Genomic DNA, 25791 nt, shown 5'->3' with positions numbered 1-25791 from the left:
GCCATGTCCTACCTGCAACTGCTGGCGCCGGACTTCCTGTTGATCCTGTGCGGCTACCTGGTCTGCCGCCACACGCCCCTGAACCGTTCGGTCTGGCAGCCGGTGGAAGGCCTGGTGTACTACCTGCTGTTCCCGGTGCTGCTGTTCCAGTCGGTCGTCAAAAGCCCCATCGACGTGGGCGAGGCCGCGGGCCTGGTCGCCGCCGGCGCGGGCACCACGCTGTGCGGCGTGGCCCTGGCCTACAGCCTGCCGCACCTGCCCTGGCTGGGCCGGCGCATCGACCGGCGCGACCACGCGGCCGCTGCCCAGGTGGCGTTCCGCTTCAACTCCTTCATCGTGCTGGCCCTGGCCGAGCGCTTGGCCGGCGCGCAGGGCCTGCTCATGATGGCCGTTCTCATCGGCGTGTGCGTGCCGCTGGTCAACGTCGCTGCCGTCTGGCCCATGGCGCGCGGCGGCCAGCTGGGCTTTGCGCGCGAGTTGCTGCGCAACCCGCTGATCATCGCCACCGCCACGGGCCTGGCGGCCAACCTGCTGGGCCTGCGCATCCCGCAGTGGCTGGATCCCGCGGTGAGCCGCATCGGCGCGGCCTCGCTGGCGCTGGGCCTCATGGCGGCGGGCGCAGGCATGCAGTTTGGACTGCTCTCGCGCGGCAAGCTGCTGTCGGCGTCGGTGCTGGCCATACGGCACGTGGCGATGCCCCTGGTCGCCTGGGCCCTGGCGCATCTGCTGCGGCTCGATGCGGTGCAGACCTCGGTGCTGATGGCCTTTTGCGCCGTCTCCACGGCCTCCAGCTGCTACGTGCTGGCGGCGCGCATGGGCCACAACGGCGCCTACGTGGCGGGGCTGGTGACGCTGTCCACCGTGCTGGGCGCGGCAAGCCTGACGCTCGCGCTGGGCATGCTGCGCTGAAGCTACCTTATTGATAGCTGCCGGCGCTTTCTGCACGGGCGTTTGAGCCCGATTTCATTCAAACTTGCTGGGCCAGCGCCCAGGCCACGTGCTCGCGTACCAGGGCGCTGGCGTCGTCCGCGCGCGTGGCCAGCGCGGCGCGCAGCGCCGGGGCCTGCTGTGCATCGGCGGCGCGCAGCGCGTTGCCCAGCGCCACGGCGATGTTGCGCAGCCAGCGCTCGTGGCCGATGCGGCGGATGGGCCCGCCCTCGGTCATGCGCAGGAAGGTGGACTCGTCCCAGGCGAACAGGGCGGCCAGCTGCTGGCCCACCAGCCCGGCGCGCAGGTCGAAGTCCGGCAGGCTGCTGGCCTGGGCGAACTTGTTCCAGGGGCAGACCAGCTGGCAGTCGTCGCAGCCATAGATGCGGTTGCCCATCAGCGGGCGCAGCTCCAGGGGGATGGGGCCGGCGTGCTCGATGGTCAGGTAGGAGATGCAGCGGCGCGCATCCACCCGGTGCGGCGCGACGATGGCCTGCGTCGGGCACACGTCGATGCAGGCCTGGCAGCTGCCGCAGTGGGCGCTGACCGGCTCGGTGGGCTCCAGCGCCATGTCCACGTAGATCTCGCCCAGGAAGAACATCGAGCCGGCCTCGCGGCTGAGCACCAGCGTGTGCTTGCCGCGCCAGCCCTGGCCGCTGCGGCGGGCCAGCTCGGCCTCCAGCACCGGGGCCGAATCGGTGAACACGCGGTGGCCGAAAGGGCCCAGCGTCTGGGCGATGCGCTCGCTGAGCTTTTGCAGGCGCGAGCGCAGCACCTTGTGGTAGTCCCGCCCGCGGGCATAGACGGAGACGATGGCCTCGTTTGGGCGCTGCAGGCGGCTCCATTCCACGGCCTGCCATTCGGGCGGCGTGTCGCGCGGCAGGTAGTCCATGCGGGCGGTGATCACGCTCACCGTGCCGGGCACCAGCTCGGCCGGGCGGGCGCGCTTGGTGCCATGCGCGGCCATGTAATGCATCTCGCCATGGAACCCCTGGGCAAGCCACTGCATCAGACCGGGTTCGGCGCTGGACAAATCCACGCCGGCCACGCCGATTTGGGAAAATCCCAGCTCGCGGGCCCACTGCCGGATCTGGGGAATGAGTTGACTGCTGCCGATCACCATCAACATGAAATTGTAGAAACCCCGCGCGGCGCGCAGGCGTTGCTGACCCTGCAGCTGCAGTGGGACGACGAGGACGACACGCAGCGCTTTGCCGCCGCGCTGGCGCGCCAGCCGCAGCTGCGCGACGCCTTCATCACGCTGCACGGCAACCTGGGCGCCGGCAAGACCACGCTGGTGCGCCACCTGCTGCGCGCGCTGGGAGTGGCCGGGCGCATCAAGAGCCCGACCTACGCCGTGGTCGAGCCTCACCAGGCCCCGGGCCTGGACATCTGGCACTTCGACTTCTACCGCTTCACCGATCCGCGCGAGTGGGAGGACGCGGGTTTTCGCGACGTCTTCGCCAGCCCCGGCCTGAAGCTGGCGGAATGGCCCCAGCAAGCGGGCGCCGCCCTGCCGCCGGCCGATGTTGCCATTTGCCTGCATGCGAACGATGATGCGTCCCGGCAGGCGACGCTGACCGCCCACACGCCTCGCGGGCGCGACATGCTGCAAGGCCTGGCCCAGCCCCTGCCGGACATGCCATGAACGAAGCCGCGCCCCCCTCCTCCGCCTCCATCGTCCGCCCCGCAACCGACCCCGCGCGGCGCACGCTGCTGCGCGCGGGCACGCTGGTGCTGCTGCTGGGCGCCCAGCAGATCGCGCGCGGCGCCGGCATCGTGGCCGTGCGCGTGTGGCCGGCGCAGGACTATTCGCGCGTGACCATCGAGTCCGACCGCAAGCTGGTGGCCAGGCAGTTCTTCGTGGCCACGCCGCCGCGCCTGGCGGTGGACATCGACGGTCTGGACCTGGATTCGTCGCTGCGCGAGCTGGTGGCCAAGGTCAAGCCGGACGACCCCAACATCGCGGGCATCCGCGTGGGCCAGTACGCGCCGGGCGTGGTGCGGCTGGTGGTGGACCTCAAGCAGGCCGCGCTGCCCCAGGTGTTCTCGCTGGAACCCGTGGCCGCCTACCGGCACCGGCTGGTGTTCGACCTATACCCCGAGCAGGCGACCGACCCCCTGGAAGCGCTGATCGCCGAGCGCCTGCGCGACCCCACGGCTCCCGTGGCCACCGCCCCGGCGCTGCCCCCCATGGCGGCGGCCGCACCGTCCACCGACCCGCTGGAGGAGCTGATCGCGCGCCACAGCGCCCGCGGCGAAGCCCCGCCCCAGGGCCTGCCCCTGCCCGTGCCGGCCAAGCCCCCCGTCGCCAGCGCACCGTCGCCAGCACCGGTCCCCTCCACGCCCGCCCGCCCGCCCGCGCCGGCCGTCGCCCGGGCCACCGACCGGCTGATCATCGTGGCGCTGGACCCCGGCCACGGCGGCGAAGACCCGGGCGCCATCGGCCCCGCCGGCACGCGCGAGAAGGACGTGGTGCTCAAGGTCGCCCTGCTGCTGCGCGATCGCATCAACGCCACCACCGTGGGCGGCAATCCCATGCGCGCCTTCCTGACCCGCGACCGCGACTTCTTCGTGCCCCTGGCCACGCGCGTGGAAAAAGCCCGGCGTGTGCAGGCCGACCTGTTCGTCTCCATCCACGCTGACGCCTTCACCAACCCGGCCGCGCGCGGCGCCAGCGTTTTTGCCCTGAGCGAGGGCGGCGCCTCCAGTTCGGCCGCGCGCTGGCTGGCCAACAAGGAAAACCAGGCCGACCTGATCGGCGGGGTGAACGTGGGCGGACAGGACCGCCACGTGCAGCGCGTGCTGCTGGACATGAGCACCACCGCGCAGATCAACGACAGCCTCAAGCTGGGTAGCGTGCTGCTGGGCGAGATCGGCGGCATGGCCAAGCTGCACAAGCCGCGGGTGGAGCAGGCTGGTTTTGCCGTGCTCAAGGCGCCCGATATTCCCAGCGTGCTGGTGGAGACCGCCTTCATCAGCAACCCCGAGGAAGAATCGCGCCTGCGCTCGGCTGCCTACCAGGAGCAGTTGGCCGACGCGCTGATGCGCGGCATCACCCGATACTTCGCCAAGAACCCGCCGCTGGCGCGCAGCCGCACCGTGTAGGCCCGTGCGCCAGCCGGCCTTGTCGTGTTTGCACAAGGAGGTTGCCATGGCCCTGCCCCACGCCCAATCTGCCCAGGTCGTCAGCATCCGCCCGCTGGGCGCGGTGCTGCCGCAGACACAGTCCTACGCCATCATCAAGGCGCAGCAGCTGGAGGTGATCCGCGTCGTGCTGCGCGCGGGCGAACTCATGCGCCAGCACGACACGCCCGGCGAGATCACCGTGCAGTGCCTGGAGGGCGAAGTGGAGTTCCAGCTTGACCAGGACGTGCATCTGCTGCGCGCGGGCGACCTGCTGCACCTGCAGGCCCGTGCACCGCACGCTCTGCGCGCCGTGCACGACTGCTCGCTGCTGGTCACCATCTGCCTACAACCGGGCTGAGCCCGGTCCGAGGCTGGCGCGACAACGTTCCTACAGGGGGCGGCAAGGGCGGACTACAGCGGCCAAGAAAGGCCGCAGCCATAGTGAAGATACAGACCCCTCGGGGGCTAGGAAGGGCACCACCACCCGGCGGCGCCTCCGGCCGCAAGGCCCATTCTTCACAAGGAGTCCATCATGAATTACCGCCATCTTCTGTGTGTCGCAGCCAGCGCCGCCACCCTGGGCCTGGTCGGCTGCTCCAGCAACCCCACCAATGCCCAGATCGGTACGGGCGTAGGCGCCGTGGCCGGCGGCGTTTTGGGTAGCGCCGTGGGCGGCACCGCAGCTACCGTGGTTGGTGCCGGTGCAGGGGCCCTGGTCGGCCATGAGCTGGGCGAGGATCGGGACCGCGACCAGCGCCGGGGCCGCCGGTAAGGCAGCCTAGTCTTTTAACGGTGAAAATTAGCTCCAGCGCAGGCCCAGCCTGCGCTGGCAGCTATTTAATTTGAAGCGCTTTGGGCCTTGCGGCCGGCTCGCCAAGCGCCAAAGATGGCAATCAACCCGGGCACGAAGATCATGGCCCAGATGATCTTGTCCAGGTGCTGCTGCACCCAGTCCAGGTTGCCGAAGAAATATCCTGCCGTGCAGATGCCCAGCACCCACAGCACGGCCCCGCCCACGTTGTACGCGGTAAAGCTGCGCCGTTCCATCTGCGCCACTCCGGCGACGAAGGGTGCGAAGGTGCGAATGAACGGCATGAAGCGTGCCAGCACGATGGTCACGCCGCCGTAGCGCTCATAGAAGGCATGGGCCTGGTCGAAGGCCCGGCGGTTGAACCAGCGCGACTGCTCCCACTGGAACACCTTGGGCCCCAGGCAGCGGCCGATGCTGTAGTTGCATTGGTCACCCAAAATGGCCGCAGCCAGCAACAGCGCGCAGGCAAGTGGAAAATTCATCAGCCCTGCTCCGCTGAGCGCACCCACCACGAACAGCAGCGAGTCGCCCGGCAAAAAGGGCATCACCACCACGCCCGTCTCCACGAACACGATGATGAACAAAAGGGCATACACCCACGGCCCATAGCTGGCGACGAAGGCAGCCAGGTGCTTGTCCACGTGCAGGATGAAATCGACCAGAAACGACAGAACTTCCACAACGTCCCCAAAACATGCATGCGCGCCGGCCGGGTGCCAGCGGCATCGCGCCGTAATGTAGCGCCGCAGGCCCTGCATAGAATCTGCCGGGTGCATTCCGAACTGCCTTCTACCCGCCGCTCGATACGCGACCTGCCCGACGAACTCATCAGCCAGATAGCGGCCGGCGAGGTGGTGGAGCGTCCTGCCTCCGCCGTGCGCGAGCTGGTGGACAATGCCCTGGACGCCGGTGCCACCCAGGTCACCCTGCGGCTGTTGGCCGGTGGTGTGCGGTTGATCGCCGTGGAGGACGACGGCGCCGGCATTCCAGAGGAAGAGCTGCATCTGGCCCTGCGCCGCCACGCCACCAGCAAGATCGCCAATCTGCACGACCTGGAATCGGTGGCCACCATGGGCTTTCGCGGCGAGGCGTTGGCCGCCATTGCCTCGGTGTCGGAGATGGCGCTGCTGTCGCGCCCGCCCGGCCAGGCCAGCGCCTTCCTGCTGGACGCACGCAGCGGCGAGCTGCGCCCGGCCGCGCGCAGCCAGGGCACGACGGTGGAGGTCAAGGAGCTGTTCTTCTCCACCCCGGCGCGGCGCAAGTTCCTCAAGAGCGACGCGACCGAACTGGCGCACTGCGTGCAGGCGGTGCGACGCCATGCCCTGGCACGGCCCGACGTGGGCTTTGCCATCTGGCATGAAGGCCGACTGGTGGAGCAGTGGCGCCCTGCGCTGGACGCCAACGCCGCCGATGACGCTGAAGCCTGGCGAGCCGCCCTGGGCCGCCGCCTGGCGGACGTGCTCGGCGAGGATTTCCTGCAGCAGTCCGTGCCCGTGCACCGGCGCCTGGGCGGCGTGGAGGTCACGGGCTGGGCCGGTCTGCCGGACGCCGCGCGCAGCCGGGCCGACCAGCAGTACTGCTATGTAAACGGCCGCTTCGTGCGCGACAAGGTGCTGGCCCACGCCGCCCGCAGCGCTTACGAGGATGTGCTGCACGGCAACCGCCAGCCGGTGTACGCGCTGTACGTGCAGATGGACCCGCAGCGGGTGGACGTGAACGTGCACCCGACCAAGATCGAGGTGCGCTTTCGCGACAGCCGCGAGGTGCACCAGGCCGTGCGCCATGCCATCGACGACGCCCTGGCCGCTCCGCGCGCACAACAGCTGCAGCAGCAACAGCAGGCGGCACCGCAGCCCGCGGCGCCGGCGGCCCTGCCCATGCTGGGAGATATATGGTCAAAACAGCCTCTAACGCCCGCCAATCAAGCGCAGACAGCTATCAAATTTGAGACTCCGCAGACCGGCCATATGGTCTCGGACCAGGGCGCGCCGTGGAACCCGCCGGCACCCGCCCCCGCCTTTCAGGTGCCGCCGACCTCCCTGCCTGCCGCCCCGCTGCCCGAGGAAAACACCTGGCCCCTGGGGCGCGCCGTGGCGCAGCTGCACGGTGTGTACATCCTGGCCGAGAACGCCCAGGGCCTGGTGCTGGTCGACATGCACGCCGCGCACGAGCGCATCGTCTACGAGCGGCTGAAGGCCCAGGTGGGCGAGGGACGGCGCATGGCCAGCCAACCGCTGCTGATCCCGGCCACCTTCGCCGCCACGCCCGAGGAAGTCGCCACGGCCGAGATGCAGGCCGAGACCCTGGCGGCGCTGGGGCTGGAGGTGGTGCCGTTTTCCGCCCGCACCCTGGCCGTGCGCACCGTGCCCACCACGCTCGCCCAGGGTAATGCCGTGGAGCTGGCGCGCAGCGTGCTGGCCGAGCTGGCGGCGCATGACGCATCCACCGTGCTGCAGCGGGCACACAACGAGATCCTGGCCACCATGGCCTGCCACGGTGCCGTGCGCGCCCACCGTCGCCTGACGCTGGAGGAGATGAACGCCCTGCTGCGCCAGATGGAGGTGACGGAGCGCTCGGACCAGTGCAACCACGGCCGGCCCACCTGGCGCCAGTTGTCGATGAAAGAGCTGGACGCGCTCTTCCTGCGCGGCCGCTGACCGTACGGGCCACCGGCCCGCCCCCTGTGTTCTGTCGATCAGCCTTGCTGACCCAGGGTTGGGAAGGCCTGCGCACGCAAGAAAACCGGCTCCTGATGCAAAAAAACAGCAGAAATAACCCGAAGAGCAGTCGGATAAAGGCTGGTCGCGCATAAGTTCATGTCGTTTAGACATAATCCTATGCTGCACCGCCGCAAGGCCGTTACTCTGTTCCCCTTCTCTCCCTGCAGAAAGTCCCTGTTTTATGAAGCATCAGTCCGTGGGCCAATTCCTCGAGCATGTCGCCCAGCGCAACCCCGGCCAGCCGGAATTCCTGCAGGCCGTCACCGAAGTGATGGAAAGCCTGTGGCCCTTCATCGAGAAGAACCCACGCTACGCCGAACAGGGCCTGCTGGAACGCCTGGTCGAGCCTGAGCGCGTGATCATGTTCCGCGTGAGCTGGTTCGACGACCACGGCACGGTGCACATCAACCGCGGCTACCGCATCCAGCACAGCATGGCCATCGGCCCTTACAAGGGCGGCCTGCGCTTTCACCCCTCGGTGAACCTGTCGGTGCTCAAGTTCCTGGCTTTCGAACAGACTTTCAAGAACGCGCTGACCACGCTGCCCATGGGCGGCGGCAAGGGCGGTTCGGACTTCGATCCCAAGGGCAAGAGCCCGACCGAAGTCATGCGCTTTTGCCAGGCCTTCGTGACCGAGCTGTTCCGCCACGTGGGTGCCGACACGGACGTGCCGGCCGGCGACATCGGCGTGGGCGGGCGCGAGGTGGGCTTCATGGCCGGCATGTACAAGAAGCTGGCCAACACCGCTGCCGGCGTGTTCACGGGCAAGGGCCTGGCCTTTGGCGGCTCGCTGATCCGCCCCGAGGCCACGGGCTATGGCACGGTGTATTTCGCCGAGGAGATGCTCAAGACGCGCGGCCGCTCGCTGGACGGGCTGCGCGTGTCGGTCTCCGGCTCGGGCAATGTGGCGCAGTACGCGGTCGAGAAGGCCATGCAGCACGGCGCCAAGGTGGTCACGGTGTCCGACTCCAGCGGCACGGTGATCGACGAGGAAGGCTTCACTCCCGAGAAGCTGGCCATTCTGATGGACGTGAAGAACCACCACTATGGCCGCGTGAGCGATTACGCCGAGCGCACCGGCGTGCGCTTCGAGGCCGGCGTGCGCCCCTGGCACGTGCCGGTGGACGTGGCCCTGCCCTGCGCCACGCAGAACGAGCTGGACGAGCGCGACGCCGCCACGCTCATCAAGAACGGCGTGCTGTGCGTCGCCGAGGGCGCGAACATGCCTTCCACCAACGAGGCCGCCAAGGCCTTTGAAGCGGCCGGCGTGCTGTACGCCCCCGGCAAGGCCAGCAACGCCGGCGGCGTGGCCACCTCGGGCCTGGAGATGAGCCAGAACTCGGCGCGCCTGTCCTGGACGCGCGACGAAGTCGACGCACGCCTGCTGCAGATCATGCAGGGCATCCACGGGGCCTGCCTGCAGCACGGCCAGCGCGCAGACGGCCGCGTGAGCTACATCGACGGCGCCAACATCGCCGGCTTCGTGAAGGTGGCCGACGCCATGCTGGCGCAGGGCGTGGTCTAAGCGGCAGCCTTCGTCAGCGCGGGGCGGCCAGCAGCAGGCCGCCCGCGCCCATGAAGAAGCCGTCCGTGGCGCGGTTCAGCCGCACCACGGCGCGCGGCGTGCGGATCAGGCGGCGGATCTGCCGCCCGCAGCTGGCATACACGGCCGTGGAGACGAACTCGGCCAGCAGATAGGTCGAGCCCAGCACCAGGAACTGCCGCGCCGCGGGCTGACCCGGGTCGATGAATTGCGGAAAGATGGCCGCGAACAGGATGATGGCCTTGGGGTTGGTGATGCCCAGCAGAAATTCCTGGGCCACCAGCGCGCGCAGCGGCGCACGTCCCGCCATGGCCCCGTCCGCTCCCTCGGACAGGTCCGCCGTGCCGCCCAGTGAGCGGCTGTGAAAGGCGCGCCAACCGATCCAGAACAGATAGGCCGCGCCCAGCCACTTCACGGCGGTGAAGGCGGTCTCGGAAGCCAGCAGCATGGCGCCCAGCCCCACGGCCGAGATGGCCAGGAAGATGGCGAAGGCCGCCACGCGCCCGGTGGTGGCCACCAGCGCGGCGCCCCCGCCGGCGCGCATGCCGTTGTTCAGGCCGCAGAAATTGTTGGGTCCGGGCGTGAGCGCGATGGCAAAGGCCACGGGGAAGAACAGCAGGGCTTGCATGGCGCGCTCCTGGTTGGCGGGACGGCGGGAGCGCAGTTTAGTGCGTGTCCAGCGCCACGGTGCACAGCCAGGGCAGGCCGTCCAGGTCGTCGTAGTGGCCCACCACTACGGCGCGGCCCGCCTCGGCCGTGGCGCAGTCCTGCAGCGCGGCGCGCAGGTAGCCGATGGAGGCACGGTCCAGCGCGGCGACGGGCTCGTCGATCAGCGTCAGCGGCGCGCCGCTGGCCAAGGCCGCGGCCAGCAGCACCTTGCGCTGGCTGCCGGTGGAGAGCTGGAACATCGCCTTGTCCAGGTGGGGCTGCAACGCAAAGCCTTGCACATGGCGCTGCCATGCCGGGGCGCTCCAGCGCGGGTATTGCGCGGCCAAGGCCATGCTCCAGGCCAGCGGCGTCATGTCCCGCAGCCAGGCATCGCGCGGGTCGCGCCAGAACACCTGCTGGCGGTAGCCGGGGCTGCCGTGGGCCAGGCCGTTCAGCTGCAGGCGGCCTGCGGCCGGCACGATTTCGCCAGCCAGCAGCCGTAGCACGCTGGTCTTGCCAGCGCCCTCGTCCCCTAGCACCAGGACCAGGCCGGCCGGCAGATGCTGGCTCCAGCCCTGCAGGAGGGGCTTGCCGGGAAAGCCGAGATCCACCGCATGCGCCGCCAGCACGAAGGACGGCGCGCCCGCGCCCTGGGTCACACTCGGGGCTCGCATTTCAGACGTTGGAAAGGCCATGGCGTTGCATTTTCTTGATTTCGACTACAGCGAGGCGGAGGACGGCGTCGCCACCTGGGACGCCATTGCCAGCGTGCCCGAGGCGCGGCGGCAGGAGCTCGCCCAGGAGGTGCACAGCATACTGGCCTGGGCCTGGACGGAATTCGGCGCGCTGCACGGTCCTCATGAGGAGGGAGGCCTGTGGCAATACGACCTGCAATGCGAACGCCGGGGACAGCCGCTGCAGGAGCTTCGCTACGACGGGGCGCGCGGCGAGCTGGTGCCCGCCCTGCAGGCGGGAAGCGATGGACGCGTTACCCTCACGCTGTCGATAAGCGGGCTGCCGGCCTTTGCCGAGGCCTTCGCGGCGCACTTTGGCCTTTTTTAAGCAGGGCCTGGCCGCCCTACTACTGCAGCGATTCCTTGGCGGCCGCCGACAGGGCCAAGGGCAGCACGGCGATGCCTTCGTCGAGCAGCTGCGCCGCCTCCTGCGCCGTGGCTTGGCCGCGAATGCCGCGCTCCTCGATCTCGCCGTGGTGCATGCGGCGCGCCTCCTGCGCGAAACGCGTGCCCACGTCCTCGGTGTTGGCCATGATCCTGCGGGACAGCTGCAGCCAGGCGGCCTGCAGCTCGGCCGGCACGGAGGCCAGGGCGGCATCCTTGCCCGTGGACGGTGGGGGATGAGGCGCCGCGGTCGGCTGGTCGGGGCCGCTGCCCTGGTTGCTGCGCAGGTTCAGGCGGGGGGCGCTCAGAGCCTTGCGGATGTCGGCACTGGCGCACATGGGGCACTGCACTAGGCCGCGGGCCAGCTGGCTTTGGAAGTCGTCCTCGCTGCCGAACCAGCCCTCGAAGCCGTGGCCGTGGGCGCACAGGAGGTCGAGCACCTTCACGGCGGCCTCAAGCCTCTTCGGCCACGACCGCCCCCTTGCGGCGGACCAGGTAGCGGTAGACGAAGCCCGGGAAGGCCAGCGTGACGAACAGGGCACCCGTCACGGCGTAGAACTCCCAGTTCTGCGGGGCGATCTGGCCGGCGCGCTGCTCGATCAGCAGCGCCAGTGCGCCGACGATGAAATACATGAGCACCAGCTCGACCAGTCGCATGCCAAAGGGCTTGGGGCCGCCCTTAACGCGCGGGCCGGCGATCAACCAGCGCTCGCTCAGGAACGGCAGGTTGGCCGCGGCAAAGGCCGCGGCGATCACCAGCCAGATGGCGGCAGTCTGGGTCATCGGATTGAAAGATCAGGCCGGGTGCAGCGCACCGATGCTCAGGTCGCCAGCGCGCGCACGATGGCGTCCGCGCACAGGGCCATCAGGCCGCCGGGCAGGATGCCCAGCACCAGCACCAGCGCGCCGTTGAGCGTCAGCACCACGCGCACCTGCAGCGGCGCCGTGACGCGCGCAGCCGTCAGCGGCGCGTCGAAGTACATCACCTTGACCACGCGCAAGTAATAGAAGGCGCCGATCAGCGACATGACCACCGCAAACACGGCCAGGGCGATGTACAGCGACTGGCCGGAGGCGACCAGCGCCTGCAGCACCGACAGCTTGGCGTAGAAACCCACTAGCGGCGGAATGCCGGCCAGCGAGAACATGCAGATCGCCATCACGCCGGCGTACAGCGGGCTGCGCTGGTTCAGGCCGGCCAGGTCGGCAATCTCCTCGCTCTCGAAGCCGTCGCGCGCCAGCAGCAGGATGACGCCGAACGTGGCCAGGAAGGTCAGCACGTAGGTGACGATGTAGAACATGGCCGAGCTGTAGGCGTTCTCGACGGCCGTGGCGTCCACGTTGCCGTGCACCACGCCCGACATCAGGCCCAGCATGACGAAGCCCATCTGGCCGATGGTGGAGTAGGCCAGCATGCGCTTCAGATTGGTCTGGACGATACCGGCCAGGTTGCCCACCAGCAGCGAGCCGATGGCCAGCACGGCCAGCATCTGCTGCCAGTCGATGGCCAGCGGCAGCAGGCCGTCCACCAGCAGGCGAATGATGATGGCGAAGGCCGCCAGCTCAGGCGCGCTGCCGATGAACAGCGTGATGGCGGAAGGCGCGCCCTGGTACACGTCCGGCACCCACATGTGGAAGGGCACGGCGCCCAGCTTGAAGGCCAGGCCGGCCACCACGAACACCAGGCCGAAGACCAGCACCTGGTGGCGGATCTGGCCGGCGTTGATGGCCTTGAAGACCTGGCCGATGTCCAGCGAGCCGGTGGCGCCGTAGATCATCGACAGGCCGTACAGCAGAAAGCCGCTGGCCATGGCGCCGAGCACGAAGTACTTCATGGCCGCCTCGGTGGCCTGCGCATGGTCGCGGCGCAGGGCTACCAGCGCATAGCTGGACAGCGTCAACAGCTCCAGGCCCAGGTACAGCACCAGGAAGTTGTTGCCCGAAATCATCACGAACATGCCCAGCAGCGCCAGCATGGTCAGCGTGAACAGCTCGCCGCCGCGCAGCATGTCGCGGTCGGCGGCATAGGGACGGCTGTAGACCAGCGTGACCATCACGGCCAGGGTGGCGAAGCACTTGAGCCAGTTGCCCATGGCGTCGCTGACGATCATGTTGGCCCAGCCGTAGAAGGTGTTGCCGGTGCTGGCGTACATGGCCTGCATGGCGGCCACGACGGCCAGGGTGAGCATGGTCAGCACGTAGGTCGCAGTGCGCTGGCTGCTCTTGACGCCCAGGTCCACCAGGGCGATCACGCAGGCCATGACCAGCAGCACGATCTCGGGATAGATCGCCAGCCAGCTGATGTTGTCAATCATCTTCAATCTCTCGGTTCAGTCTGGTCAGGGAAGCTTGCTTTGCGCTACGTGCTTGAGCAGCTGCGCCACGGACGGATCCATCGCGTCGGTGAACGGCTTCGGATAGATCCCCATGTACAGCACGGCGATGGCCAGCAGCGACAGCATGAGGAACTCGCGACCGTTGATGTCGGCCATGGCGCGCACGTTGGCGTTGGTCACGGGGCCGAGGTAGACGCGCTTGTACATCCACAGCGTGTAGCTGGCGCCCAGGATCAGGGCGATGGCGGCGCCCAGGCCGACCCAGAAGTCGAAGCGCACGGCGGCAATGATGACCATCCACTCGCCCACGAAGCCCGCCGTGGCCGGCAGGCCGCAGTTGGCCATGGCGAACAGCAGCGCGAAGGCGGCGAACTTGGGCATGGTGTTGACCACGCCGCCATAGGCAGCGATCTCGCGCGAGTGCACCCGGTCGTACAGCACGCCGATGCACAGGAACATGGCGCCGGAGACGAAGCCGTGGGCAATCATCTGCACCAGGCCGCCGGAGATGCCCAGGTCATTGAAGATGAAGAAGCCCAGCGTCACGAAACCCATGTGTGCCACGGACGAGTAGGCCACCAGCTTCTTCATGTCCTTTTGCACCATGGCGACCAGGCCCACGTAGATCACGGCGATCAGCGAGAAGGTGATCATCAGCCAGGCCCACTCATGCGCGGCATCGGGTGCGATGGGCAGCGAAAAACGCAGGAAGCCATAGGCGCCCAGCTTGAGCATGATGGCCGCCAGCACGGCGGAGCCGCCGGTGGGGGCTTCCACGTGCACGTCGGGCAGCCAGGTGTGCACCGGCCACATCGGCACCTTTACCGCGAAGGCGGCGAACAGGGCGAAGAAGAGCAGCGTCTGCGCCGTGCCAGTCAAGGGCAGCTGGTGCCAGGTCAGGATGTCGAAGCTGCCGCCCGCCTGGTTGTACAGGTAGATGAAAGCCACCAGGGTGAGCAGCGAACCCATCAGCGTGTACAGGAAGAACTTGAACGCCGCGTAGATTCGGTTGGGGCCACCCCAGATGCCGATGATCAGGTACATCGGGATCAGTGTGGCCTCGAAGAACACGTAGAACAGCATGCCGTCCAGCGCGGCGAACACGCCGGTCATCAGGCCCGACAGGATCAGGAACGCGCCCATGTACTGGTTCACGCGCTCGGTGATCGACTGCCAGGAGGCGATCACCACGATCACCGTGATGAAGGCCGTCAGTGGCACGAACCACAGCGAAATGCCATCCACGCCCAGGTGGTAGTGGATGCTGAAGCGCTCGATCCAGACCGCTTTTTCAACGAACTGCATGGCGGCGCTGGTGCTGTCGAAGCCACTCATGAGCGGTACCGTCACGGCTAGTCCGATCAGGGCACCGATGAGCGACAGCCAGCGCACCAGCGGCGCCTGCCCCTCCCGGCCCAGGGCCAGCACCAGGGCGCCGAAGGCGATGGGCACCCAGATGGCAAGACTCAACAAACCCATTTTTCTTCTGCTCCCGTTATTTGTTGAGCCACACGAAGTACGTCATGAGGGCGAATACGCCAAGGATCATGATCAGCGCGTAGTGGTAGAGGTAACCGGACTGCATCCAGCGCACCACCGTCCCGATGCGGCCAACCAGCTTCCAGGAACCGTTGACCACGGCGCCGTCTATCAGCGCCTGATCGCCGCCCTTCCACAGGGCAATACCAAGACCGCGCGCGCCGCGCGCGACGATGTTCTCGTTGATCCAGTCCAGGTAGTACTTGTTGTCCAGCAGTGTGTAGACGGGCTGGAAGGTGCGCTTGATGGCCGCTGGCAGTGCGGGGTTGACCATGTACATGTAATACGACAGCGCCACACCAGCGGCAGCCAGCCAGAAAGGCAGCGTCATCAGGCCATGGGTGGCCATGGCCATGGGGCCGTGGAAGGCCTCGGCAATCGCCGCCATGGCGGGGTGGCGTGCGGCATCGACAAAGATCACGTCCTTGAAGAAGTCGCCGAACAGCATGGGCTGCACGTACAGGAAGCCGATGACCACCGAAGGAATCGCCAACAGGATCAGCGGCAGCGTCACCACCCAGGGAGACTCGTGCGGCTTGGCGTGGGCATCGTGGCCGTGACCATGGTCGTCGTGGTGGGCATCCGGGTTCTGGTCGTAGCGCTCCTTGCCATGGAAAACCAGGAAGTACATGCGGAACGAGTAGAACGCCGTCACGAACACGCCGGCCATCACGGCAAAGTAGGCGAAGCCGGCGGCTGGCAGGTTGCTGTGGTGCACAGCCTCGATGATGTTCTCCTTGGAATAGAAGCCCGAGAACAGAGGCGTGCCGATCAGCGCGAGCGAGCCCAGCAGCGAGGTGATCCAGGTGATGGGCATGTACTTGCGCACGCCACCCATCCAGCGGATGTCCTGGTTGTGGTGCATGCCGATGATGACCGAGCCCGCACCCAGGAACAACAGGGCCTTGAAGAACGCGTGCGTCATCAGGTGGAACACGGCCACCGAATAGGCGGATGCGCCCAGCGCCACCGTCATGTAGCCCAGCTGTGACAGCGTGGAATACGCCACCACCCGCTTGATGTCGTTCTGGATGATGCCCAGGAAACCCATGAACAGTGCCGTGATGGCGCCAATCACCAGGATGAAGTTCAGTGCCGTGTCGGACAGCTCGAACAGCGGCGACATGCGCGAGACCATGAAGATGCCGGCCGTCACCATGGTGGCGGCGTGGATCAGCGCGGAAATCGGCGTGGGGCCTTCCATGGAGTCGGGCAGCCACACGTGCAGCGGGAACTGCGCGCTCTTGCCCATGGCGCCGATGAACAGGCAGATGCAGATCACGGTGATCAGCATCCAGTCGGTACCGGGAAAGCCTACCGACCCCAGCTCACCCGACTTGGCGAAGATTTCGGAATAGTTGAAGGTGCCTGCGTAAGCCGCGATCAGCCCGATGCCCAGGATGAAGCCGAAGTCACCCACACGGTTGACCAGAAACGCCTTCATGTTGGCGAAGATGGCGGTGGGCTTGTTGAACCAGAAGCCGATCAGCAGATACGACACCAGGCCCACCGCCTCCCAGCCGAAGAACAGCTGCAGCAGGTTGTTGCTCATGACCAGCATGAGCATGGAGAAGGTGAACAGCGAGATGTAGGAGAAGAAACGGTTGTAGCCCGGGTCTTCTTCCATGTAGCCGATGGTGTAGATGTGCACCATCAGCGACACGAAGGTCACCACGCACATCATCATCGCCGTCAGGCTGTCGATGAGAAAGCCCACTTCCATCTTCAGCTCGCCCACCACCATCCAGGTGTAGAGGGTTTCGTTGAAGTAGGCACCGTCCATGGCCACGCTCTTGAGCGTCATGGCGGACAGCACGAAGGCGATGAACACGCCCAGAATGGTCAGCGTGTGGGACACGCCGCGGCCGATGCGGTTACCGCCAAAGGCCGTGCCGAAGACACCTGCCAGCAGCGAGCCGGCCAGCGGCGCCAGTGGCACCGCCAGCAGCGTCGAAACAGAAAGCGTTTGACTCATTGTTGAGAACCTTGCAAGTGGCGGGGCCGCATCAACCCTTGAGGGTGTTGAGATCTTCCGCGTCGATGCTGGAGCGGTTGCGGAACAACAGCACCAGGATGGCCAGGCCGATGGCCGCCTCGGCTGCCGCCACCGTCATGATGAAGAACACGAACACCTGTCCGTGCATGTCCCCCAGGTAGCTGGAGAACGCCACGAAATTCATGTTCACGGCCAAGAGCATCAACTCGATGGCCATGAGCAGCACGATGAGGTTCTTGCGGTTCAGGAAGATGCCCATCACGGACAGCGCAAACAGCATGGCGCCCAGCGACAGGTAGTGGCCCAGGGTGGGTGTCATTGCTTGTTCTCCTCGGCAGTGGGTGCGGCCTGCGGCACGGGTGCGGCGGTGGGCGCCATCTTCACCAGCACCATGCGGTCCTGGGCGCGCACGCGGATCTGCTCGCCCGGGTCGATGGCCTTGGAATCCTTGCGCTGGCGCAGCGTCAGGGCGATGGCGGAGATCATGGCCACCAGCAGAATCACGGCGGCGATCTCCACGGGCAGGAGGTACTCGGTATAGAGCAGCTGGCCCAGCGCCTGGGTGTTGGAATACGGCAGCGCCTTGCCAGCCGCGTCAACCAGCGCGCCCGCAACCTTGGGCTCTTCCATGCCGCGAAAGCCCGTCATCAGTACCGCCGCCATCTCCAGGGCGATCAGCGCACCGATCAGCACGGCCAGGGGGAAGTGCCGCCAGAAGCTGCGCCGCATGTTCTCGATGCGGATGTCCAGCATCATCACCACGAACAGGAACAGCACCATCACCGCGCCCAGGTACACCAGCACCAGCACGATGGCAAGAAATTCTGCCTTGAGCAACAGCCACAGACCGGACGCCTGCGAGAACGCCAGGATCAGGTGCAAAACGGCGTGCACAGGATTGCGCGCCGTGACGACCCGGAAGGCTGCATACAGCAGCACCACCGAGAACAGGTAGAAAAAGCCGGTCTTGACGTCCATGAATCGGGTCTTTTCAAAAATTCAGGCGTGAGGGTGTCGTCGCCGTGCGGGTCACCGGTACTTGGCGTCCGCGGCCTTGGCAGCGGCGATCTGCGGCTCGTAGCGGTCGCCCACGGCCAGCAGCATGTCCTTGGTGTAGTACAAGTCGCCGCGCTTTTCGCCGTGGTACTCGAGGATCTGCGTCTCGACAATGGAATCGACCGGGCAGCTTTCTTCGCAGAAGCCGCAGAAGATGCACTTCGTGAGGTCGATGTCGTAGCGCGTGGTGCGGCGCGAGCCGTCGGCACGCACGTCCGACTCGATGGTGATGGCCAGCGCCGGGCACACGGCTTCGCACAGCTTGCAGGCGATGCAGCGTTCCTCGCCGTTGTCATAGCGACGCAGCGCATGCAGGCCACGAAAACGTGGCGACAGCGGAGTCTTCTCCTCCGGGAACTGCACGGTGACCTTGCGGGCAAACGCGTAGCGGCCGGTCAGGACCATGCCCTTGGCCAGTTCCCAGAGCAGGAAGCTCTTGAAGAAGTCCTTCAGGGAGAAGGACGAAGAAGGAGCAGCAACAGCAGCCATGGATGCCCCCGTTATTTCCAGATGTTCCAGGGCGACAGCAGCCAGCCGCCCACGAGGATCAGCCACACCAGGGTGACCGGGATAAAGATCTTCCAGCCCAGGCGCATGATCTGGTCATAGCGAAAGCGCGGGAAGGTGGCGCGGATCCAGATGAAGCAGGACACGACCATGAAGGTCTTGATGCCCAGCCAGATCCAGCCCGGGATGAAGGCCAGGAAGGAGAACGGGGGAAGCCAGCCGCCCAGGAACATCAGCACCGCCAGGATGGACACCAGCCACATCGCGGCGTATTCCGCCAGGAAGAAGATGGCAAAACCCATGCCCGAGTACTCGACCATGTGGCCGGCGACGATCTCGGCCTCGCCCTCCACCACGTCGAAGGGGTGGCGGTTCACCTCGGCCACGCCGGATACCAGGTAGACGATGAAGATGGGCAGCAGCGGCAGCCAGTTCCAGGACAGGAAGTTCAGTCCCATGGCGGCCATCGTCCCGCGCTCCTGCACGGCCACGATCTGGGTCAGGTTCATGCTGCCCGAGACCATGATCACCACCAGGAAGCAAAAGCCCATGGCGATCTCGTAGCTGACCATCTGGGCGGACGCGCGCAGCGCACCCAGGAAGGCGTACTTGGAGTTGGAAGCCCAGCCGGCGATGATCACGCCATACACCTCGATCGAGGCGATGGCGATCACCAGCAGCAGGCCAGCGTTGATGTTGGCCAGCGCCATGTCCGGCCCGAAGGGGATGACCACCCACGCGGCCAGCGCCGGCATGATGGCCATGACCGGCCCCAGGTAGAACAGGCCCTTGGATGCGGCCGTGGGCTGGATCAGCTCCTTGGTCAGCAGCTTCAGCGCGTCGGCGATAGGCTGCAGCAGGCCGAAGGGACCCACGCGGTTGGGGCCCATGCGCACCTGCATGAAGCCCAGGAACTTGCGCTCCCACAGCGTCAGGTAGGCCACGGCGCCCAGCAGGGGCAGCAGCACGGCAACGATCTTGATCAGGTTCCACACGATGGGCCAGGCCACCGCGCTCCACCAGTCGGCGGCGACCAGATTCAGGCCGCCGTTGTACAGCGCGTCGATCATGCGGCGACTCCTTCGCCACGCGCAGCGCGCGCATCGGCAGTCAGTTGCAGCGAGGGGGCGCGGCGCACCAGCCCGTCGAGCTGGTAGATGCTGGCGACCACGGGCTCGGAGCACTCGCCGCTGGTGCCAGCGGGCTGCACCTGCGTGTGGTTGCTCAGGCGCTCGGCCGGCAGATGCGTCATGGCACCGGCCGGCTGGCCGGTGGCGGCGGCCAGCACCTCCTGCGAGGTTTCGTAGTCGACGCCGGTGATGCCCATCAGGTTGGACAGCACGCGCAGCACCTTCCAGGCCGGGCGGGTCTCGCCCAGCGGGCGGGCCGCGGCATGGAAGCTCTGCACCCGCCCTTCGGCATTGACGAAAGTACCCGACGTTTCTGTAAACGGCGCGATCGGCAGCAGCACGTCGCTGAATTCCATGTTGGCCTTGAAGGGGCTCAGAGTCACGACCATGTCCACCTGGCCCAATTTGGCCGCAGCCTCGGCGCCCAGGGCGGAATCGTGCACGGGCTCGGTCTGCAGCAGCAGCAGCGCCTTCAGGCCGCCCTGCAGCATGTGCGCGGCATTCAAGCCTTGCTGCTGCGGCTGCGCGCCGATGAACTGCGCGCCCACGGTGTTGGCCGCTTCCGTCAGGTAGCCGACGGCGGCGCCAGTCTGCTCGCCCAGCCACTGAGCCAGGGCCAGCAGCTGCGCCGCCTGCGCGTGGTGCGCGGCCCCGTTGCCCAGCAGGATGGCCTTGCGCTCGCCAGCCAGCAACGAGGCGGCGACGGCGCGGGCCTCGTCGCCCGCCTGGGCGCCGGCCACCGGAGCGGCGATACCTTTGTGCTCGGCGACGGCCGCAGCCACGGCGGCCAGCTGGCCGGCCCAGCCGGCGGCGGGCGCCAGCAGGGTCTGCAGCACCGGCATAGCCCAGTCGTATGCTACCGAATTAATAGCTGCCACCGCACATCCGGAGCGGGCTGCCTGGCGAATTCGCTGTGCAAAGAGCGGATGGTCCTTGCGCAGGTTGGAGCCCACCACCAGCACCGATTGCAGATTGCTCAGGGCGGCGATGGGCAGGCCCAGCCAGCGCACCCCGTCGGCCGGCGCGAACTCGGCATGGCGCAGGCGGTGGTCGATGTTGTCGCTGCCCAGGCCGCGCACGAGGCGGCCGGCCAGGTACAGCTCTTCGAGCGTGCTGTGCGGGCTGACCAGGGCGCCGATGGCCTGCGCGCCATGCTCTTTGGTCACGCACTGCAGGCCGTTGGCGACGTACTCCAGGGCCGTCTGCCAGTCCACTTCCTGCCACTGCCCTCCCTGCTTGAGCATGGGACGGGTCAGGCGCTCCTCGCCGTTGAGGGCTTCATAGGAGAAGCGGTCGCGGTCGGCCAGCCAGCACTCGTTGACCTCTTCGTTCTCGAAGGGCACGACGCGCATGACACGGTGGTTCTTGACCTGCACGATCAGGTTGGCGCCGGTCGAGTCATGCGGGCTGATCGACTTGCGGCGCGACAGCTCCCAGGTGCGGGCGCTGTAGCGGAAGGGCTTGCTGGTCAGGGCGCCGACCGGGCACAGGTCGATGACGTTGCCCGACAGCTCGGAGTCCACCGAGTCGCCGATGACCGTGGTGATCTCGGAGTGCTCGCCACGGTTGACCATGCCCAGCTCCATGACGCCGGCGATCTCCTGGCCGAAGCGCACGCAGCGGGTGCAGTGGATGCAGCGCGTCATCTCTTCCATGGAGATCAGCGGGCCCACGTCCTTGTGCGCCACCACGCGCTTTTCCTCGCCATAGCGCGAGCTGCTGGCACCGTAGCCTACGGCCAGATCCTGCAGCTGGCACTCCCCACCCTGGTCGCAGATCGGGCAGTCCAGCGGGTGGTTGATGAGCAGAAACTCCATCACCGACTGCTGGGCCTTGATGGCCTTGTCGCTCTTGGTGTGCACCACCATGCCCTGCGTGACCGGCGTGGCACAGGCAGGCAGCGGCTTGGGCGCCTTTTCCACGTCCACCAGGCACATGCGGCAGTTGGCGGCGATGGAAAGCTTCTTGTGATAGCAAAAATGCGGGATGTAGGTGCCGGCCTTCTCGGCGGCATGCATGATCATGCAGCCTTCGCCGACCTCGACCTTGCGCCCGTCCAGTTCGATTTCAACCATATGTGTACTCGCGGTCAGGCGCCCGCCGAGGGAGAGCCCTCGCGGTTGGCCTGACGAATCAGCGTCTCAAATTCCGGACGGAAGTGCTTGATCATGGCGCGCACCGGCATGGCCGCCGCATCGCCCAGAGCGCAGATGGTCCGGCCCTGGATGTTGTCGGCCAGGGAGTTCAGCAGGTCCAGGTCGCCATCGCGCCCGCTCTCGTGCAGGATGCGGTCGATCACACGCCACATCCAGCCCGTGCCCTCGCGGCACGGCGTGCACTGGCCGCAGGATTCGTGCATGTAGAAATACGACAGGCGCAGCAGCGATTCAACCATGTCGCGCGAGTCGTCCATGACGATCACCGCGCCCGAGCCCAGCATGGAGCCTGCCTTGGCGATGGAGTCGTAGTCCATCGTGCATTCCATGATGACGTGCGCGGGCAAAACCGGAGCGGACGATCCACCAGGGATCACCGCCTTGAGCTGCCGGCCCTTGCGCACGCCGCCGGCCAGCTCCAGCAGCTTGGCAAAGGGAGTGCCCAGGGGAATCTCGTAGTTGCCGGGACGCTCCACGTCGCCCGAGACCGAGAAGATCTTGGTGCCGCCGTTGTTGGGCTTGCCGCACTCCAGGTAGGCCTGGCCGCCATTGCGGATGATCCAGGGCACCGCCGCGAAGGTTTCGGTGTTGTTGATGGTGGTCGGCTTGCCGTACAGGCCGAAGCTGGCCGGGAAAGGCGGCTTGAAGCGCGGCTGGCCCTTCTTGCCCTCCAGCGATTCCAGCAGTGCGGTTTCTTCGCCGCAGATATAGGCGCCGAAGCCGTGGTGGGCGTGCAGCTGGAAGTTGAAGCCGCTGCCCATGATGCCGTCGCCCAGGTAGCCGGCCGCACGCGCCTCTTCCAGCGCAGCCTCGAACCGCTCATAGACCTGGAAGATCTCGCCGTGGATGTAGTTGTAGCCCACGGTGATGCCCATCGCGTAGGCGGCGATGGCCATGCCCTCGATCACGATGTGCGGGTTGTACATGAGGATGTCGCGGTCCTTGCAGGTGCCCGGCTCGCCCTCGTCGGAGTTGCACACCAGGTACTTCTGTCCCGGGAATTGGCGCGGCATGAAGCTCCACTTCAGGCCTGTGGGAAAGCCCGCGCCGCCGCGCCCGCGCAGGGCGGACTCCTTCATGGTGGCGATCACCTGGTCCTGCGTCATCCCCTCGCCGCCGTCCTGGCCCAGGATCTTGCGCAGCGCCGCGTAGCCGCCGCGCGCCTCGTAGTCCTTCAGGCTCCAGTTGCTGCCGTTCAGGCCGGCGTAGATCTGCGGGTTGATGTGGCGGTCATGGAAGCAGGTCTGGTTGCCCGTGGCCAGGAACTGCTCCAGCACTTGGCTCGCGCTCGTCATGCCCGGCCCTCCGCGGCCCGCAGGCCGTCCACCAGCTGGTCCAGCTTGTCGTCTTCCATGAAGCTGCACATGTTGCGGTCGTTGACCAGCATCACCGGCGCATCGGCGCAGGCGCCCAGGCACTCGCACTGCTGCAGCGTGAACATGCCATCGGGAGTGGTCTCGCCCATCTTGATGCCCAGCTTGGCCTCCAGATGGTGCAGCGCCTCCTGGCCGCGGCGCAGCTGGCACGGCAGATTGGTGCACACGGCCAGCTTGTACTTGCCGACGGGCTGCTGGTTGTACATGTTGTAGAACGTGGTGACTTCGCGCACCGCGATCTCGGGCATGCCCAGGTACTCGGCAATCTCGGCCTCGGCCGCCTGGGTGATATGGCCCTGCTCCTGCTGCACGATGGCCAGGCAGGCCATGACGGCGGACTGCTTCTGCTCGGGCGGGTACTTCGCCACCTCGCGGGCAAAGCGCTCTTGGGTCGCTTGCGTGATCATCGGTCAATCTCTCCGAACACGATATCCAGGGTGCCGATGATGGCCACGGCATCGGCGATCATGTGCCCGCGGGTCATTTCGTCCAGCGCCGCCAAGTGTGCGAAGCCGGGGGCACGGATCTTCAGGCGGTAGGGCTTGTTGGCGCCATCGCTCACCATGTAGATGCCGAACTCGCCCTTTGGGTGCTCCACGGCGGCATAGGCCTCGCCCTCGGGCACGCGGAAGCCCTCCGAGAAGAGCTTGAAGTGGTGGATCAGGTCCTCCATGCCGCTCTTCATGCGCTCGCGCGGCGGCGGAGCGATCTTGTGGTTGTCCACGATGACCGGGCCGGGGTTGGCACGCAGCCAGTCCACGCACTGCTTGATGATGCGGTTGGACTGGCGCATCTCGGCCACGCGCACCAGGTAGCGGTCATAGCTGTCGCCGGTCACGCCCACGGGCACGTCGAAATCCATGCGGTCATAGACCTCGTAGGGCTGCTTCTTGCGCAGGTCCCAGGCGATGCCGGAGCCGCGCAGCATGGGGCCGGTCATGCCCAGGCTCAGCGCGCGCTCGGGCGCCACCACGCCGATGCCCACGGTGCGCTGCTTCCAGATGCGGTTGTCGGTCAGCAGCGTTTCGTATTCGTCCACGCACTTGGGGAAGCGCTGTGTGAAATCGTCGATGAAGTCCAGCAGCGAGCCCTGGCGGTTGCGGTTGCGCTCCTCGATGGCGCGCGCGTTGCGCACCTTGCTGGCCTGGTACTGCGGCATGCTGTCCGGCAGGTCGCGGTACACACCACCCGGACGGAAGTAGGCAGCGTGCATGCGCGCGCCCGACACCGCCTCATACATGTCGAACAGGTCTTCGCGTTCGCGGAAGGTGTAGATCAGGATGGTCGAGCTGCCGCAGTCGTTGCCGTGCGAGCCCAGCCACATCAGGTGGTTCAGCAGCCGGGTGATCTCGGCGAACATCACGCGGATGTATTGCGCGCGCAGCGGCACCTCGATACCCAGCAGTTTCTCGATCGCCAGGCAGTAGGCGTGCTCGTTGCTCATCATGGACACGTAGTCGAGACGGTCCATGTAGGGCAGCGACTGGATGTAGGTCTTGTGCTCGGCGAGCTTCTCGGTCGCGCGGTGCAGCAGGCCGATGTGCGGGTCGGCGCGCTGCACCACCTCGCCGTCGAGTTCGAGCACCAGGCGCAGCACACCGTGCGCTGCCGGGTGCTGCGGACCGAAGTTCAGGGAGTAGTTCTTGATTTCAGCCATGGATGATTCACCTGGGCGCGGCAGCGCTTCAGTGCAGGCCTCCGTAGTTTTCCTCGCGGATGATGCGGGGCGTGACTTCGCGCGGCTCGATGGTCACCGGCTCGTAGACCACGCGGCGCAATTCGGGGTCGTAGCGCATCTCGACGTGGCCCGACAGCGGGAAGTCCTTGCGGAAGGGGTGGCCGATGAAGCCATAGTCGGTCAGGATGCGGCGCAGGTCGGCGTGGCCGTCGAAGACGATGCCGAACAGGTCGAAGGCCTCGCGCTCAAACCAGTTGGCCGAGTTCCACAGGTCGTTGACCGACGGCACGACGGGAAAGTCATCGTCCGGGCAGAAGACCTTGACGCGCACGCGCTGGTTCAGCGACACCGACAGCAGGTGCACCACCACCGCGTAGCGCGCGCCCTCGACGCCAACGTCTCGGTAGGTGGAGTAATCCACGCCGCACAGGTCGATGAGCTGCTCGAAGCGGCAGCCGGGCGCGTCGCGCAGAATCTGCATGGCACCAAGATAGTCGGCGGCGGAAACCACCACCGTCAGCTCGTCCAGCGCCAGGGTGATGGCACGTGCCTTGGCGCCCAGGGCAGAGGCGACAGCGTCGCGCAGGGCTTCGGGCGCAACGGCGGTGGCGGAAGCGATATCTATCATCGAATGCCTTTCACGCACGCGCAATGGTGTTGGTGCGGCGGATCTTCTGCTGCAGCTGGATGATCCCGTAGATCAGCGCCTCGGCCGTGGGCGGGCAGCCCGGCACGTAGACGTCCACCGGCACGATGCGGTCGCAGCCGCGCACTACCGAGTAGCTGTAGTGGTAGTAGCCGCCGCCGTTGGCGCACGAACCCATGGAGATGACCCAGCGCGGCTCGGCCATCTGGTCGTAGACCTTGCGCAGGGCCGGGGCCATCTTGTTGCACAGCGTGCCGGCCACGATCATCAGGTCGGACTGGCGCGGGCTGGCACGGAACACCTCGGCGCCGAAGCGACCCAGGTCGTAGCGCGCGGCCGCCGCGTGCATCATCTCGACGGCGCAGCAGGCGAGGCCAAAGGTCATGGGCCACAGCGACCCGGTCTTGGCCCAATTCACCACCGAGTCGTAGCTCGTGGTGATGAAGCCTTCCTTCATCACACCTTCAATCATCGT

Annotated in this window: 27 protein-coding genes; 8 read left to right on the top strand and 19 right to left on the bottom strand. The window is 66.8% G+C overall.

Annotated elements, in window-relative coordinates; genetic code table 11:
• The first annotated feature begins 3 nt into the window (after positions 1-3).
• Positions 4-909: an AEC family transporter gene (locus RT282_RS05060; RefSeq protein ID WP_313312189.1), complete on the top strand. Its 906-nt coding sequence runs from the start codon at positions 4-6 to the stop codon at positions 907-909.
• A gap of 58 nt (positions 910-967) precedes the next feature.
• Here the strand turns inward: RT282_RS05060 and queG are convergent, their stop codons facing one another.
• Positions 968-2056 (bottom strand): tRNA epoxyqueuosine(34) reductase QueG, encoded by a 1089-nt coding sequence (gene queG, locus RT282_RS05055; RefSeq protein ID WP_313312188.1) that lies wholly within the window; start codon positions 2054-2056, stop codon positions 968-970.
• On the opposite strand from queG, the gene tsaE reads away from it, so the two are divergent.
• The 4 genes from tsaE (at position 2030) to RT282_RS05035 (ending at position 4828) form a co-directional block, all read left to right on the top strand.
• On the top strand, positions 2030-2575 hold the full coding sequence (tsaE, locus tag RT282_RS05050) for a tRNA (adenosine(37)-N6)-threonylcarbamoyltransferase complex ATPase subunit type 1 TsaE (protein WP_409519452.1): 546 nt from the start codon (positions 2030-2032) through the stop codon (positions 2573-2575). The genes queG and tsaE overlap by 27 nt on opposite strands.
• Positions 2572-4035 carry an N-acetylmuramoyl-L-alanine amidase gene (locus RT282_RS05045; protein WP_312305346.1) on the top strand — a complete coding sequence of 488 codons (1464 nt, stop codon included), beginning with the start codon at positions 2572-2574 and terminating at the stop codon, positions 4033-4035. Before tsaE ends, RT282_RS05045 begins: the two co-directional genes overlap by 4 nt.
• A gap of 46 nt (positions 4036-4081) precedes the next feature.
• Positions 4082-4414, top strand: a complete 333-nt coding sequence (locus RT282_RS05040; protein ID WP_312305344.1) for a cupin domain-containing protein — start codon at positions 4082-4084, stop codon at positions 4412-4414.
• A 174-nt stretch (positions 4415-4588) separates the two neighbouring features.
• Complete coding sequence (locus RT282_RS05035) at positions 4589-4828, top strand: glycine zipper domain-containing protein (RefSeq protein ID WP_312305341.1); 240 nt, start codon at positions 4589-4591, stop codon at positions 4826-4828.
• A 65-nt stretch (positions 4829-4893) separates the two neighbouring features.
• On the opposite strand, the gene RT282_RS05030 is transcribed toward RT282_RS05035, so the two are convergent.
• Complete coding sequence (locus tag RT282_RS05030) at positions 4894-5547, bottom strand: DedA family protein (RefSeq protein WP_313312182.1); 654 nt, start codon at positions 5545-5547, stop codon at positions 4894-4896.
• Positions 5548-5637: 90 nt separating this feature from the next.
• Between RT282_RS05030 and mutL the strand changes: the two genes are divergently transcribed.
• Both mutL and gdhA read left to right on the top strand, forming a co-directional pair.
• Positions 5638-7524, top strand: a complete 1887-nt coding sequence (gene mutL, locus RT282_RS05025; protein ID WP_313312179.1) for a DNA mismatch repair endonuclease MutL — start codon at positions 5638-5640, stop codon at positions 7522-7524.
• Between the two features lie 244 nt (positions 7525-7768).
• On the top strand, positions 7769-9112 hold the full coding sequence (gene gdhA / locus RT282_RS05020; RefSeq protein WP_312757514.1) for an NADP-specific glutamate dehydrogenase: 1344 nt from the start codon (positions 7769-7771) through the stop codon (positions 9110-9112).
• A gap of 13 nt (positions 9113-9125) precedes the next feature.
• Here the strand turns inward: gdhA and RT282_RS05015 are convergent, their stop codons facing one another.
• Together RT282_RS05015 and RT282_RS05010 are read right to left on the bottom strand one after the other, a co-directional pair.
• Complete coding sequence (locus RT282_RS05015) at positions 9126-9758, bottom strand: LysE family transporter (protein ID WP_313312177.1); 633 nt, start codon at positions 9756-9758, stop codon at positions 9126-9128.
• A 37-nt stretch (positions 9759-9795) separates the two neighbouring features.
• On the bottom strand, positions 9796-10452 hold the full coding sequence (locus RT282_RS05010; RefSeq protein ID WP_313312174.1) for an ATP-binding cassette domain-containing protein: 657 nt from the start codon (positions 10450-10452) through the stop codon (positions 9796-9798).
• A gap of 19 nt (positions 10453-10471) precedes the next feature.
• Between RT282_RS05010 and RT282_RS05005 the strand changes: the two genes are divergently transcribed.
• Positions 10472-10840 (top strand): hypothetical protein, encoded by a 369-nt coding sequence (locus RT282_RS05005; protein ID WP_313312171.1) that lies wholly within the window; start codon positions 10472-10474, stop codon positions 10838-10840.
• A 19-nt stretch (positions 10841-10859) separates the two neighbouring features.
• On the opposite strand, the gene RT282_RS05000 is transcribed toward RT282_RS05005, so the two are convergent.
• The 15 genes from RT282_RS05000 to RT282_RS04930 are packed head-to-tail and all read right to left on the bottom strand — an operon-like array spanning position 10860 to position 25788.
• On the bottom strand, positions 10860-11342 hold the full coding sequence (locus tag RT282_RS05000) for a DUF1178 family protein (protein WP_313312169.1): 483 nt from the start codon (positions 11340-11342) through the stop codon (positions 10860-10862).
• Positions 11343-11349: 7 nt separating this feature from the next.
• Positions 11350-11679 carry a DUF2818 family protein gene (locus RT282_RS04995; protein WP_313312168.1) on the bottom strand — a complete coding sequence of 110 codons (330 nt, stop codon included), beginning with the start codon at positions 11677-11679 and terminating at the stop codon, positions 11350-11352.
• A gap of 38 nt (positions 11680-11717) precedes the next feature.
• Positions 11718-13211, bottom strand: a complete 1494-nt coding sequence (nuoN, locus tag RT282_RS04990) for an NADH-quinone oxidoreductase subunit NuoN (protein WP_313312166.1) — start codon at positions 13209-13211, stop codon at positions 11718-11720.
• 24 nt (positions 13212-13235) lie between these two features.
• Positions 13236-14711: an NADH-quinone oxidoreductase subunit M gene (locus tag RT282_RS04985; protein ID WP_312303792.1), complete on the bottom strand. Its 1476-nt coding sequence runs from the start codon at positions 14709-14711 to the stop codon at positions 13236-13238.
• A 16-nt stretch (positions 14712-14727) separates the two neighbouring features.
• A complete protein-coding gene (gene nuoL, locus RT282_RS04980) occupies positions 14728-16746 on the bottom strand; it encodes an NADH-quinone oxidoreductase subunit L (RefSeq protein WP_313312163.1) in 2019 nt (672 codons plus the stop codon).
• A 31-nt stretch (positions 16747-16777) separates the two neighbouring features.
• Complete coding sequence (gene nuoK, locus RT282_RS04975; protein WP_106847100.1) at positions 16778-17086, bottom strand: NADH-quinone oxidoreductase subunit NuoK; 309 nt, start codon at positions 17084-17086, stop codon at positions 16778-16780.
• Positions 17083-17745, bottom strand: a complete 663-nt coding sequence (locus RT282_RS04970; protein ID WP_312303782.1) for an NADH-quinone oxidoreductase subunit J — start codon at positions 17743-17745, stop codon at positions 17083-17085. The genes nuoK and RT282_RS04970 overlap by 4 nt, the downstream gene beginning before the upstream one ends.
• 51 nt (positions 17746-17796) lie before the next feature.
• Positions 17797-18312, bottom strand: coding sequence for an NADH-quinone oxidoreductase subunit NuoI (nuoI, locus tag RT282_RS04965; RefSeq protein ID WP_106847102.1), 516 nt, complete (start codon positions 18310-18312; stop codon positions 17797-17799).
• An 11-nt stretch (positions 18313-18323) separates the two neighbouring features.
• Positions 18324-19400 (bottom strand): NADH-quinone oxidoreductase subunit NuoH, encoded by a 1077-nt coding sequence (nuoH, locus tag RT282_RS04960; protein WP_312759830.1) that lies wholly within the window; start codon positions 19398-19400, stop codon positions 18324-18326.
• Positions 19397-21535 (bottom strand): NADH-quinone oxidoreductase subunit NuoG, encoded by a 2139-nt coding sequence (gene nuoG, locus RT282_RS04955; protein WP_313312158.1) that lies wholly within the window; start codon positions 21533-21535, stop codon positions 19397-19399. The genes nuoH and nuoG overlap by 4 nt, the downstream gene beginning before the upstream one ends.
• Before the next feature lie 14 nt (positions 21536-21549).
• Positions 21550-22911 (bottom strand): NADH-quinone oxidoreductase subunit NuoF, encoded by a 1362-nt coding sequence (nuoF, locus tag RT282_RS04950; RefSeq protein ID WP_312303773.1) that lies wholly within the window; start codon positions 22909-22911, stop codon positions 21550-21552.
• Positions 22908-23399 carry an NADH-quinone oxidoreductase subunit NuoE gene (gene nuoE, locus RT282_RS04945; RefSeq protein WP_312303771.1) on the bottom strand — a complete coding sequence of 164 codons (492 nt, stop codon included), beginning with the start codon at positions 23397-23399 and terminating at the stop codon, positions 22908-22910. The genes nuoF and nuoE overlap by 4 nt, the downstream gene beginning before the upstream one ends.
• Positions 23396-24649: an NADH-quinone oxidoreductase subunit D gene (locus RT282_RS04940; RefSeq protein WP_312303769.1), complete on the bottom strand. Its 1254-nt coding sequence runs from the start codon at positions 24647-24649 to the stop codon at positions 23396-23398. Before RT282_RS04940 ends, nuoE begins: the two co-directional genes overlap by 4 nt.
• A gap of 28 nt (positions 24650-24677) precedes the next feature.
• Positions 24678-25298: an NADH-quinone oxidoreductase subunit C gene (locus RT282_RS04935; protein WP_313312154.1), complete on the bottom strand. Its 621-nt coding sequence runs from the start codon at positions 25296-25298 to the stop codon at positions 24678-24680.
• Positions 25299-25308: 10 nt separating this feature from the next.
• Positions 25309-25788 (bottom strand): NuoB/complex I 20 kDa subunit family protein, encoded by a 480-nt coding sequence (locus RT282_RS04930; protein WP_106847109.1) that lies wholly within the window; start codon positions 25786-25788, stop codon positions 25309-25311.
• Positions 25789-25791: the final 3 nt, after the last annotated feature.

This window comes from Pulveribacter sp., from assembly GCF_032079985.1.
Classification (GTDB): Bacteria; Pseudomonadota; Gammaproteobacteria; order Burkholderiales; family Burkholderiaceae_C; genus Melaminivora.
This window is presented reverse-complemented; position numbering and strand designations above follow the sequence as displayed.